Origin of the sequence: Kitasatospora sp. NPDC127035, from assembly GCF_042726075.1 — a bacterium.
GTDB lineage: Bacteria > Actinomycetota > Actinomycetes > Streptomycetales > Streptomycetaceae > Kitasatospora.
In genome coordinates this window covers 72224-83937 of the sequence record NZ_JBHXDN010000043.1, presented here as the reverse complement: position 1 = coordinate 83937, position 11714 = coordinate 72224, and the positions used below count along the sequence as shown (strand labels likewise).

Genomic DNA, 11714 nt, shown 5'->3' with positions numbered 1-11714 from the left:
AGCTTCACCGGGCCCTGAGCCGTCCGGGCCTTACGGATCTCGAAGTCCAATGCATCCCCTGAGCTGGGGTGTTGCAACGACTCCTAGAACCCAAGGACGCCCCGCCGGCCCCTGTCGCCGCATCAGACCCGCGCGGTGGCCTCCGACCAGTGCTTCAGCAGGTCCCGGGCGGCGCCCGAGTCGATCGCCGCCGCGGTCCGCTCCATACCGGCCGCCAGCTGCTCCGACAGCGGCGCGTCGGTCAGGTCGAGTGCCACCAGTGCCGCCGCCGAGTTCAGCACGACGGCGTCCCGGACCGGCCCGTGCTCCCCGGCCAGGAGCCGGCGCGCGACGTCCGCGTTGTACGCCGGGTCCGCCCCGCGCAGCGCCTCGATGCCGACCGGCTCGATCCCGACGTCGCGCGGGTCGAGGACGGTCTCGGTCACGGCGCCGTCGCGGACGATCCAGACCCGCGAGGTGGTGGTGATGGTCAGCTCGTCGAGGCCGTCGTCGCCGCGGAAGACCAGTGCGGTGGAGCCGCGCCGCGCCAGCACGCCGGCGATCAGCTCAGCGAGCCGGGTGTCGAAGCAGCCGATCGCGTGCGCGGTCACCCGCGCCGGGTTGGTGAGCGGCCCGAGGATGTTGAACGCGGTGGGCACCCCGAGGTCGCGGCGGGCCGGGGCGGCGTGCCGCATCGACGGGTGGAAGGTGGCCGCGAAGCAGAACGTCAGCCCGACCTCCTCGGCCACCTCGGCGACCCGGCTCGGCGCCAGGTCCAGCCGGATCCCGAGCTTCTCCAGCACGTCCGAGGACCCGCTCGACGAGGAGGCGGCCCGGTTGCCGTGCTTGACCACCTTGGCGCCCGCCGCCGCCGCGACGATCGCCGACATGGTGGAGATGTTGACGGTCTTCGCCCGGTCGCCGCCGGTACCGACGATGTCCACCGCCGGGCCGGGGACGGACAGCGGCTCGGCGTGCGCGTACATCGAGTCGACCAGTCCGGAGATCTCGTCGACCGTCTCGCCCTTGGCCCGCAGCGCCACCATGAATCCGGCGACCTGGACCGGGGACGCCTCGCCGCTCATGATCCGGTCCATCGCCCAGGCGGTGGCCGAGCGGTCGAGGTCCTCCCCGCGCAGCAGCACCGTCAGGATGTCCGGCCAGGTGCGGACCACCTGCGCGGGGTCGCTACCGCCGTTCGCAGGGTGCGCGTTCACCATGGCTGACTCCAGCTCTCGCTCCCCGGTGTACGGGGATGGACCGTAGGGACGGAGTCAGCCTATCGAGCGGCGGGGCACCGGGGCTCCGCCGTTCACCCTTCTTCTCCCGTAGTGAGACGCGAGGCCCCGGACTCCCCGTCCGGAACGCCCCTCCCGGGAGGCGCGGCCCGGCCGCCCCCGGTCCCGGGGGGCCTGCGGACCTCCGCGCGCCCGCTAGCGGGCGGCCGGCGTCCGCTTGGCCAGCCGCGCCCGGAGCAGCGTGCCCGCGGCCCCGGCCAGCGCCACCGGGTCCACCGGCTGGGAGATCGCCGCGTCGGCCCGGCTCCAGGCGGCGAGCCAGGAGTCCTGCGGCCGGCCGATCAGCACCAGCAGCGGCGGGCACCCGTAGATCTCGTCCTTCAGCTGCCGGGCGAGTCCGAGCCCGCCGGCCGGAACCGCCTCCCCGTCCAGCACACAGAGGTCCACGCCGCCCTTCTCCAGCGCCTTGAGCACCGCGGGGGTGGTCGCGCACTCCAGGTAGGACAGCTCCGGCAGATCCTCGGCCACCCGGCTGCCGAGTGCCGTGCGCACCTGCTCGCGGGTGGTGCGGTCGTGGCTGTAGACGAGAACGGTCAGCGTCTCGTCTGTCGTGTACGCCATGGGCCCTGCTCCCTCACGTGTGATCCGGACCACGTTCGCCTCTCCCCGGATGCTACTCCCGATCACCGGCCGCCGAGCCACTCCCGCGCGATCCTTCTCAAGCCGCCGCGCCCACGACTGGTCCGGCCGGAGGACAGCGCGTCACCCTCACCCCCTCAGTCCACCCGTACGGCGGACGGGGAGCTTCTCCCCTTACTACCGGAGGGCCCCGAAAGGGTGGTGCGACACGCGGGCAAGAGGGTCGAAGGGGCCTTCGAAGAACCGTCAGAAAAGGGACACGCCGCTGCTCAGCGGCGGTCCGGACGGCCCGTCGGCCACCAGGGGGGCATACCGCACGCACCGGACACTCCGAGGGACACCCCCCGACGTGAAGACGGAATAAGGGACCGACATAATGTCCGTCGTGGCGACAGCAACAGCAGTAGAAACCGGGCACGCGCACGGATCGGTCAACCGGCCGAACATGGTCAGCGTCGGAACGATCGTCTGGCTCAGTTCCGAGTTGATGTTCTTCGCGGCCCTCTTCGCGATGTACTTCACGCTCCGCTCCGTGAAGGGAGCCGAGTACTGGACCGAGAAGGCGCACGCCCTCAACGTGCCTTTCTCCTCGGTCAACACCACGATCCTGGTGCTCTCCTCGCTCACCTGCCAGCTCGGCGTCTTCGCCGCCGAGCGCGGGGACGTGAAGAAGCTCCGCTCGTGGTTCATCATCACCTTCGTGATGGGCGCGATCTTCATCGGCGGCCAGATCTTCGAGTACACCGAGCTGGTCAAGAAGGACGGTCTCTCGCTGTCCTCCGACCCGTACGGCACGGTGTTCTACCTGACCACCGGCTTCCACGGTCTGCATGTGACGGGTGGTCTGATCGCCTTCCTGCTGGTCCTGGGACGGACGTACGCAGCCAAGCGCTTCACGCACGAGCAGGCCACCGCCGCGATCGTGGTGTCGTACTACTGGCACTTCGTCGATGTCGTGTGGATCGCCCTGTTCGCGACCATCTACCTGATCAAGTAACCAGCTGATCAGGTCGCTGGCCACCGGCTCCGGGTCCCGCCCTTCTGGGTGACGGCCCGATTTCGCCGGTGGGCGACGCTCCCACCGACCGACCGCGCGCGCAGCCCTAGACAGGCAGCCTCGTGCCGGCCAGACCGGCCGCCGGGTGCACCCACCAGTCGACCAGATCCTGACACCGGGGTTATTCCGTGAAAAAGCTCTCCGCACGACGGCGCCACCCACTGGCGGCGCTGGTCGTCCTACTTCTCGCCCTGGCGGCAACCGGGGGGCTGTACGCCGCGTTCGCGCCCGCCGACAAGGCGCAGGCCGACGTCGCCGCGCAGTCGCTCGCGATCGATGAGGGCAAGAAGCTCTTCGCCGTGGGCTGCTCCTCCTGCCACGGCCTGAACGGCCAGGGTTCGAGCGACGGTCCCAGCCTGGTCGGCGTCGGCTCCGCCGCGGTCGACTTCCAGGTCGGTACCGGCCGCATGCCGGCCCAGCAGCCCGGCGCCCAGGTGCCGGCCAAGAAGAACATCTACTCGCAGGCCGAGATCGACCAGATGGCCGCCTTCGTGGCCTCGCTCGGCCCCGGCCCGGTGACGCCGACCGAGGAGCAGTACACCTCGACCAACCCCGAGGACCTCTCCAAGGGCGGCGAGCTGTTCCGCACCAACTGCGCCCAGTGCCACAACTTCGCCGGTCAGGGCGGTGCCCTGACCCAGGGCAAGTACGCCCCGTCGCTGGAGGGCGTGGACGCGAAGCACATCTACGAGGCCATGCAGACCGGCCCGCAGAACATGCCGTCGTTCCCGGACGGCACCATGCCCGAGGAGCAGAAGAAGCAGATCGTGGCCTTCGTCCGCCACACCACCAACGATGAGCCCAACCCCGGCGGTCTCACGCTCGGCAGCCTCGGTCCGGTGACCGAGGGCCTGTTCGGCTGGATCTTCGGGCTCGGAGCGCTCATCGCGGTCGCGATCTGGGTCGCCGCCCACACCACCAAGGCCAAGAAGTCATGAGCCACGACATGTCAGAAGAGAAGCTCCCGGAGTCCCACGGCTCCGCCGGGCACCACGAGGTGGCCACCCACGGCGATCCGTTCGCCGACCCGGGTCTGCCGGAGCACCAACCGCGCCGCACCGACATCGACGAGCGGGCCGCCAAGCGGGCCGAGCGCCAGGTGTCGCTGATGTTCGTGGTCTCGATGATCGCCACCGTCGCCTTCATCGCCTCCTACGTGGCCATCGACAAGGACAAGATCGTCTACGTCTGGCCGCTCGGACACGTCAGCGCGCTGAACTTCGCCCTGGGCATGACCCTGGGCGTGGCTCTGTTCCTGATCGGCGCGGGCGCGGTCCACTGGGCCCGCACCCTGATGTCGGACGTCGAGCTGCCGGCCGAGCGTCACCCGATCGAGGCCGACGACGAGGTCCGCAACGACGTCATCGAGCAGTTCCGGACGGGCGCCGCGGAGTCCGGCTTCGGCCGCCGCAAGATGATCCGCAACACCCTCATCGGTTCGATGGCCCTGGTGCCGCTCTCCGGTGTGGTGCTGCTGCGCGACCTGGGCCCGCTGCCCGAGGACAAGCTGGAGCACACCGGCTGGCTGGAGGCCACCCCGGCCAAGCCCCTGGCGCTCATCAACATGAACACCAACCTGCCGATGACGGCGGAGGACATCGTGGTCGGGTCGCTGACCTTCGCGATGCCCGAGGGTCTGCACACCCACGACGAGGACTTCCAGCAGCGCATCGCCAAGGACGCCCTGATGCTGGTGCGCATCGCGCCGGCGGACATCAAGGACGAGCAGTCGAAGGAGCTGGGTTTCGAGGGCATCCTCGCCTACTCCAAGATCTGCACCCACGTCGGCTGCCCGATCAGCCTCTACGAGCAGCAGACCCACCACGCGCTCTGCCCCTGCCACCAGTCGACCTTCGACCTGGCGGACGGCGCGCGCGTCATCTTCGGCCCGGCCGGCCACCCGCTGCCGCAGCTGAAGATCACCACTGACGAGAAGGGCTTCCTGGTCGCCACCGGCGACTTCGACGAGCCCGTCGGCCCGAGCTACTGGGAGCGTGCTCGATGAGTAGCGCGAGCCGCACCACTTCCGGTGCCACCAAGCCCGCCAGCACGCGCGCCAAGCCCGCCAACAAGTGGGAGCAGGCGGCGGACTGGACGGACGGCCGGCTGGGGATCTACTCCCTCGCCCGGGCCAACCTGCGCAAGATCTTCCCGGACCACTGGTCCTTCATGCTCGGTGAGATCTGCCTCTACACCTTCGTGATCATCATCCTGACCGGCGTCTACCTGACGCTGTTCTTCAAGCCCTCCATGGGCGAGGTGATCTACGACGGCGTGTACGTCCCGCTCAAGGGCATCCCGATGTCCGAGGCGTACGCGTCGACGGTCGACATCAGCTTCGAGGTGCGCGGCGGTCTGCTGGTCCGCCAGATCCACCACTGGGCCGCCCTGGTCTTCGTCGCGGCGATGCTCGTGCACATGATGCGCGTCTTCTTCACCGGCGCGTTCCGCAAGCCCCGCGAGATCAACTGGGTCTTCGGCTTCCTGCTGCTCGTCCTGGGCATGTTCGACGGCTTCTTCGGCTACTCGCTGCCGGACGACCTGCTCTCGGGCACCGGCATCCGCTTCATGGAAGGCGCGATCCTCGCCGTCCCGCTGGTCGGCACCTACATCCAGATGTTCCTGTTCGGGGGCGAGTTCCCCGGCCACGACATCGTGCCGCGCTTCTTCACCATCCACGTGCTGCTGATCCCGGGCATCATGCTGGGCCTGCTCGTCGCCCACCTGATCCTGGTCTTCTACCACAAGCACACCCAGTGGGCGGGCCCCGGCAAGACCGAGAAGAACGTCGTCGGCATGCCGCTGATGCCGGTCTACATGGCCAAGGCCGGCGGCTTCTTCTTCCTGGTGTTCGGTCTCATCTCCGTCATCTCGGCGATCGCCACGATCAACCCGATCTGGGCGTACGGCCCGTACCGGCCGGACCAGGTGTCGACCGACGCCCAGCCCGACTGGTACATGGGCTTCTCCGAGGGCCTGATCCGCATCATGCCGGGCTGGGAGATCAGCCTCTGGGGCCACACCCTGAACCTGGGTGTCATGGTGCCGCTGGCGATCTTCCCGATGGTGCTGGCCGCGATCGCGGTCTACCCCTTCATCGAGGGCTGGATCACCGGCGACAAGCGCGAGCACCACATCCTGGACCGCCCGCGCAACGCACCGGTCCGCACCGGTCTGGGCGCCGCCTGGATCAGCCTCTACCTGATCCTGCTGATGGCCGGTGGCAACGACCTGTTCGCCACCCACCTGCACCTGTCGATCAACTCGGTCACGTACTTCGTCCGCGTGGGCATGTTCGTGATCCCGGTGCTCGTCTTCATCATCACCAAGCGCTGGTGCCTCGGCCTCCAGCGCCGTGACAAGGAGAAGGTGCTGCACGGCCGCGAGACCGGCGTCATCAAGCGCCTGCCGCACGGCGAGTTCATCGAGGTGCACGCCCAGCTGCCGCAGAAGGAGCTGCACACGCTCACCGCGCACGAGCAGCAGCAGCCGTTCGAGCTGCCGGCCGCGACGGACGAGAACGGCGTGGCCCGCAAGGCCAACGTCATCACCCGGACCCGGGCGAAGCTCTCCCGCGGCTTCTACGGCGAGGGCAGCCAGATCTCCAAGCCCACCGCCGAGGAGCACCACGAGATCACCAGCGGCCACGGCCACCACTGATCCCGTACGCACCCCGCGTCACCCCCGAGGGCCGCTGACCAGAGTTCATCTGGTCGGCGGCCCTCGGGCTGTTCCGCCCCGACCCGACCGATCCCGACCCGCCCGAACCTCAGGAGCCCTTCCGTGCAGCTGTCCGTCGACCCGGCCTCCACCACTCCCCCGTACGAGCAGATCCGCGCCCAGATCTCCGGGCAGGCCCGCAGCGGCGAGCTGGCGACCGGGCTGCGGCTGCCCACCGTCCGGGCGCTGGCCGAGGAGCTGGGGCTGGCCGCCGGGACGGTCGCCCGCGCCTACCGGGAGCTGGAGGCGGACGGCGTGGTGGAGACCCACGGCCGGCGCGGCACCCTGATCGCCGCGGTCGGCGACGCCTCGCACCGGCTGGCCGCCGCGGCGGCCGCCGAGTACGCCGAGCGGGTCAGGCGGCTCGGGCTGCCACTGCCGGACGCCCTGGGGGCCGTGGACACCGCGCTCCGGCTGGCCTACCGCGACGGGGCGGGCGAGGGCTGAGGAGGGCCCCGGCGGGCCCCTCAGAGCTGCGGGGCGATCATCCCGGTGGCGGGGGCCCGGGTGACCGGTGCGGTGGTGCTGACGGGCTGCCCGAGGGCACTGTGCCCGACCCAGTCCGTCCAGGCGATGTTCCAGTCCCCGAAGCCGTTGCCGAACGACTCCATGCCCTTGCCGCGGCTGTTCACCACCGTCACCAGGTCCCCCACCCTGGTGTTCTGGTAGAACCAGCGGGCGTTCTCGGTGCTCATGCCGGTGCAGCCGTGGCTGACGTTCTCGACCCCCTGAGCGCCCACCGACCAGGGCGCCGCGTGCACGTACTCGCCGCTCCAGGTGACCCGGGTCGCCCACTCGACGTCGAGGTCGTACGACTCCTCGCTGCCGGCCGCTATCCCGATCGTCTCGCCGCTCATCCGGACCTTGCGCTCCTGGCCGAGCACCACCTTGACGCCGTTGCGGGTGTCGAACCCCGGCTTACCGGTGGTGACCGGGATCGTCCGGACCACCTGGCCGTCACGCTTCAGGGTGAGTTCGTGGGCCGCCGCGTCCACCACGGTCTCGACCCGTTCGCCGATCCGCAGCGCCAGGGCGGCCCGGTCGCCGCCGTACAGGCCGTCCGCGATCCGGCTGCCGGTGCCCTCGAAGGCGAGGCTGACGGTGGTGCCGGTCGGCCAGTACTGCTCCGGGCGGAAGTGCAGGTTCCTGTCGTCCACCCAGTACCAGCCGCCGGTGACGGCGGGCTGCGAGGTGACGGTGAGGGCCCGCTCCACCTCCTGGCGGGCCTGCGGGTCCTTCACCGCCTCGGAGAGCTGGACGGTGAGCGGCTGGCCCACCCCGTAGACGCCGCTGCCGGAGGAGTCCGGGCCGAGCTTGGCGGCCAGCAGCCGCTGGGCGGCGACGGTGGCGAACCCCGCGGTGGTCTCACCGCGGCCGCCCTTGCCGTCGTCGGCGGCGATCCGGACGGTGTACGTGGTGGCGGCCTTGAGCCGCCCGGTGGTCTGCCAGCTGCGCTGGTCCTCGGAGAGCCGCCCGGCGACCACCCGGCCGTCCGGGCCGACCACCGTGACGTCGGTGAGCCGGCTGCCCTGCTCGGCGGTGACGGTGACCGGCTGGGACGGGTCCACCTGCTCGGTCGCCGAGAGATGGACCAGCCGCGCGGCGTCGACCGTACGGACGGTCCCGGCGAGGTCGTCGCCGCTTCCGGACGTGCAGCCGGCCAGCGGGGCCAGCACTGCCAGGGCCAGCGAGATGCCGCCGATACCCGCGATTCCGCGCCTGTCGGCCATGACCGCCTCCGGGGGTTCGCACGATTGATCAGATCGTAGGAACCGGTCCGGCCGAGCGACATCCGGGCGGCGCGCCGTTGCGCCGGGAGGGTGAGCCCGTCACTCCGGGGACGCAACGGGGCCGGGCATCCCGTGCGGGATGCCCGGCCCTGTGCGAGTGGCGGGGACCTACTGGTTCTGGTTCTCGCCGCGGTAGAACTCGAAGACCCAGCCGAAGAGGCCGATCAGGATCACCGGGATCGACCAGTACAGCAGCCACCAGCCGAAGATCACACCGAGGAAGGCCAGTGCGCCACCGATCGCCAGCGAGAGCGGCTGCCAGCTGTGCGGGGCGAAGAAGCCCAGCTCGCCGGAGTCGTCCGCGACCTCGGCCTCGGGGTTGTCACCCGCGCCGCTGTCCACCCGGCGGGCGGTGAAGGCGAGGTAGTACCCGATGAAGGCGCAGAGGGCGAAGGCGAGGAACAGCGCGGTGGTGCCCGCCGCCTCGATGCCGGTGTCCGAGCTGTTGGTCCACAGCCCGTAGGTGATGGCCATGGCCAGCACGAAGACCGCCAGGCCCAGGAAGATCTTGCCCTGTTCCTTCATCAGGCGTCCCCACCCTTCTTGCCCTTGCCCAGCTGCGGGGCGTCGTACTTCGCCGGGGTCACACCGGCGAGGTGCTTGGCCGGCTCACCGTGGTTCTCGAGGTAGTCCAGCGCCGCGATCTCCGGGTGGTGGAGGTCGAAGGCCGGGGATTCCGAGCGGATCCGGGGCAGCGTGAGGAAGTTGTGCCGCGGCGGCGGGCAGGAGGTCGCCCACTCCAGCGAACGGCCGTAGCCCCACGGGTCGTCGACCTCGATCTTCTCCCCGTACTTGGCGGTCTTCCAGACGTTGTAGAGGAACGGCAGGATCGACAGGCCGAGCAGGAAGGAGCCGATGGTCGACACGGTGTTCAGGGTGGTGAACCCGTCGGCCGCCAGGTAGTCGGCGTAGCGGCGGGGCATGCCCTCCGCGCCGAGCCAGTGCTGCACCAGGAAGGTGGTGTGGAAGCCGATGAACAGCGTCCAGAAGGTGATCTTGCCGAGGCGCTCGTCCAGCATCTTGCCGGTCATCTTCGGCCACCAGAAGTGGAAGCCGGCGAACATCGCGAAGACGACGGTGCCGAAGACCACGTAGTGGAAGTGGGCGACGACGAAGTACGAGTCCGAGACGTGGAAGTCGATCGGCGGGGAGGCCAGCAGGACACCGGTCAGACCACCGAAGAGGAAGGTCACCAGGAAGCCGACCGTCCAGAGCATCGGGGTCTCGAAGCTCAGCGAGCCCTTCCACATGGTGCCGACCCAGTTGAAGAACTTCACACCGGTCGGGACCGCGATCAGGAAGGTCATGAACGAGAAGAACGGCAGAAGCACTTGGCCGGTGACGTACATGTGGTGGGCCCACACCGTCACGGACAGACCGGCGATCGCGATGGTGGCCGCGATCAGGCCGGAGTAGCCGAACATCGGCTTGCGGCTGAAGACCGGGATGACCTCGGACACGATGCCGAAGAACGGCAGCGCGATGATGTACACCTCGGGGTGACCGAAGAACCAGAACAGGTGCTGCCAGAGCAGCGCCCCGCCGTTCGCCGGGTCGAAGACGTGGGCCCCGAACTTGCGGTCCGCCTCCAGGGCGAACAGCGCGGCGGCCAGCACCGGGAAGGCCAGCAGGACCAGCACGGCGGTCAGCAGGACGTTCCAGACGAAGATCGACATCCGGAACATCGTCATGCCGGGCGCGCGCATGCAGATGATCGTGGTGATGAAGTTGACCGCACCGAGGATCGTGCCGAAGCCGGAGAAGGCCAGACCCATGATCCACATGTCGGCGCCGATGCCCGGCGAGCGGACCGCGTCCGACAGCGGCGCGTAGGCGAACCAGCCGAAGTCGGCGGCGCCCTGCGGGGTGATGAAGCCGGCGACGGCGATCAGCGAGCCGAACAGGTACAGCCAGTAGGCGAACATGTTCAGACGCGGGAACGCGACGTCCGGGGCACCGATCTGGAGCGGCATGATCCAGTTCGCGAAGCCGGCGAAGAGCGGCGTCGCGAACATCAGCAGCATGACCGTGCCGTGCATGGTGAACGCCTGGTTGAACTGCTCGTTCGACAGGATCTGGGTCCCGGGACGAGCGAGCTCGGCGCGCATGACCAGGGCGAGGACGCCACCGATCAGGAAGAAGGCGAACGACGTGCCCAGGTAGAGGGTGCCGATCGTCTTGTGGTCAGTGGTGGTCAGCCACTTGATGATGGTGGAACCCGGCTTCCGGGTCCGCTGCGCCCCGACCGTGACGGCCCCGGCGCCCCCGCCGGCCGCGGCGGGCTCGTTGAGGATGGTCACTTCTCTTCACTTCCCATGGTCGTGATGCCGGAGGGCACCGCGCCGGTCTGCCCCTTGGCCCGGAGCTCCTTCAGGTGAAGGTCGTACTCGGCACGGTCGACGACCTTCACGTTGAACAGCATGCGCGAGTGGTCGACGCCGCAGAGCTCGGCGCACTTGCCCATGTATTCACCCTTGACGGTCGGGGTGACCTCGAACTTGTTCACCACGCCCGGCACGACGTCCATCTTCATCAGGAAGTTGATGGGCCAGAAGTCGTGGATGACGTCACGAGAGGTGAGGCGGAACTGCACCGTCTCGTTGACCGGCAGGTACAGGGTCGGCGCCGCCTGCGGGGTGCCCACGTCGTACGCCGCGTCCTGGTTGGCCGGGTCGGGGTTCTCGGTGTTCTCGTAGTTGAACGCCCAGCTCCACTGGAAGCCCACCACGTTGACGGTGTGCTGCGGCTTCTCGGAGACGGCGATCAGCTTCGACTCGTCGCGGGCGACGAAGTAGAAGAGGACCGACACGATGATGATGGGGACCGCGGTGTAGAGCGCCTCGATGGGCACGTTGTACCGGGTCTGCGGAGGGACCTGCACGCCGGTGCGGCTGCGCCGGTGGAAGATCACGCTCCAGATGATCAGACCCCACATCAGTACGCCGACCACCAGCGCCGCGATCCAGGAGCCCTGCCACATGTGGAGGACCAGGGGCCCTTCCTCGGTGACGGGACTCGGGAGGCCAAGCCTGGGGAGGTCGTTGGCCGAGCAGCCGGTGGCGGTCGCGATGACGAGGCCCAGTGCCAGCGCCTGAGGCAGCTTCCGCCGCATCGTGCGCCGCGGCGAGCGGTCGGAGCCGTTGGGACTCACGTAGCGCCTTCCCGAAGTCTCGCCCGCCTTCGCGTCGCCCCGGAGAGGTTGCTGCCTCCCGGCGACCCGACCACGGGCACGGTTTGAATGCTTATGCGGGCCAAACCCTACTCCAGCCTTATGCGCTGCTGACGGGCAGG

General features: G+C 69.3%; 11 protein-coding genes. 5 read left to right on the top strand and 6 right to left on the bottom strand.

Going from position 1 to position 11714, the window contains the following annotated elements; translation table 11 throughout:
- Positions 1-122: 122 nt before the first annotated feature.
- Positions 123-1199: an anthranilate phosphoribosyltransferase gene (trpD, locus tag ACFWIC_RS26770; RefSeq protein WP_329952004.1), complete on the bottom strand. Its 1077-nt coding sequence runs from the start codon at positions 1197-1199 to the stop codon at positions 123-125.
- A gap of 213 nt (positions 1200-1412) precedes the next feature.
- Positions 1413-1838 carry a hypothetical protein gene (locus tag ACFWIC_RS26765; protein WP_329882196.1) on the bottom strand — a complete coding sequence of 142 codons (426 nt, stop codon included), beginning with the start codon at positions 1836-1838 and terminating at the stop codon, positions 1413-1415.
- A gap of 394 nt (positions 1839-2232) precedes the next feature.
- On the opposite strand from ACFWIC_RS26765, the gene ACFWIC_RS26760 reads away from it, so the two are divergent.
- The 5 genes from ACFWIC_RS26760 to ACFWIC_RS26740 all read left to right on the top strand — a co-directional run bounded on the left by ACFWIC_RS26760 (position 2233) and on the right by ACFWIC_RS26740 (position 7080).
- Positions 2233-2853: a heme-copper oxidase subunit III gene (locus ACFWIC_RS26760; protein WP_329882197.1), complete on the top strand. Its 621-nt coding sequence runs from the start codon at positions 2233-2235 to the stop codon at positions 2851-2853.
- A gap of 188 nt (positions 2854-3041) precedes the next feature.
- Entirely contained in the window at positions 3042-3851 is an 810-nt protein-coding gene (locus tag ACFWIC_RS26755) for a c-type cytochrome (RefSeq protein WP_329882198.1), read from the top strand.
- Between the two features lie 8 nt (positions 3852-3859).
- Positions 3860-4918, top strand: coding sequence for a Rieske 2Fe-2S domain-containing protein (locus tag ACFWIC_RS26750; RefSeq protein WP_329951441.1), 1059 nt, complete (start codon positions 3860-3862; stop codon positions 4916-4918).
- A complete protein-coding gene (locus ACFWIC_RS26745) occupies positions 4915-6573 on the top strand; it encodes a cytochrome bc complex cytochrome b subunit (RefSeq protein WP_380353422.1) in 1659 nt (552 codons plus the stop codon). Before ACFWIC_RS26750 ends, ACFWIC_RS26745 begins: the two co-directional genes overlap by 4 nt.
- A gap of 123 nt (positions 6574-6696) precedes the next feature.
- Positions 6697-7080, top strand: a complete 384-nt coding sequence (locus ACFWIC_RS26740; RefSeq protein ID WP_329881674.1) for a GntR family transcriptional regulator — start codon at positions 6697-6699, stop codon at positions 7078-7080.
- A 20-nt stretch (positions 7081-7100) separates the two neighbouring features.
- Here the strand turns inward: ACFWIC_RS26740 and ACFWIC_RS26735 are convergent, their stop codons facing one another.
- From ACFWIC_RS26735 to coxB, 4 genes are all read right to left on the bottom strand, one after another.
- Positions 7101-8363 carry an Ig-like domain-containing protein gene (locus tag ACFWIC_RS26735; protein ID WP_329949885.1) on the bottom strand — a complete coding sequence of 421 codons (1263 nt, stop codon included), beginning with the start codon at positions 8361-8363 and terminating at the stop codon, positions 7101-7103.
- A gap of 168 nt (positions 8364-8531) precedes the next feature.
- Positions 8532-8948: a cytochrome c oxidase subunit 4 gene (locus tag ACFWIC_RS26730; protein ID WP_329949886.1), complete on the bottom strand. Its 417-nt coding sequence runs from the start codon at positions 8946-8948 to the stop codon at positions 8532-8534.
- Positions 8948-10723: a cytochrome c oxidase subunit I gene (gene ctaD / locus ACFWIC_RS26725; RefSeq protein WP_329881677.1), complete on the bottom strand. Its 1776-nt coding sequence runs from the start codon at positions 10721-10723 to the stop codon at positions 8948-8950. Before ctaD ends, ACFWIC_RS26730 begins: the two co-directional genes overlap by 1 nt.
- Positions 10720-11574 carry a cytochrome c oxidase subunit II gene (gene coxB / locus ACFWIC_RS26720; RefSeq protein WP_329949887.1) on the bottom strand — a complete coding sequence of 285 codons (855 nt, stop codon included), beginning with the start codon at positions 11572-11574 and terminating at the stop codon, positions 10720-10722. The genes ctaD and coxB overlap by 4 nt, the downstream gene beginning before the upstream one ends.
- Between the last annotated feature and the right edge of the window lie 140 nt (positions 11575-11714).

Bases quoted from the DNA above. Each gene is read 5' to 3' on its own strand.
- ACFWIC_RS26735 (WP_329949885.1), bottom strand. From the start codon at position 8,363: ATGGCCGACAGGCGCGGAATCGCGGGTATCGGCGGCATCTCGCTGGCC.
- ACFWIC_RS26730 (WP_329949886.1), bottom strand. From the start codon at position 8,948: ATGAAGGAACAGGGCAAGATCTTCCTGGGCCTGGCGGTCTTCGTGCTG.
- trpD (WP_329952004.1), bottom strand. From the start codon at position 1,199: ATGGTGAACGCGCACCCTGCGAACGGCGGTAGCGACCCCGCGCAGGTG.
- ACFWIC_RS26750 (WP_329951441.1), top strand. From the start codon at position 3,860: ATGTCAGAAGAGAAGCTCCCGGAGTCCCACGGCTCCGCCGGGCACCAC.
- ACFWIC_RS26760 (WP_329882197.1), top strand. From the start codon at position 2,233: ATGTCCGTCGTGGCGACAGCAACAGCAGTAGAAACCGGGCACGCGCAC.
- ACFWIC_RS26765 (WP_329882196.1), bottom strand. From the start codon at position 1,838: ATGGCGTACACGACAGACGAGACGCTGACCGTTCTCGTCTACAGCCAC.
- ACFWIC_RS26745 (WP_380353422.1), top strand. From the start codon at position 4,915: ATGAGTAGCGCGAGCCGCACCACTTCCGGTGCCACCAAGCCCGCCAGC.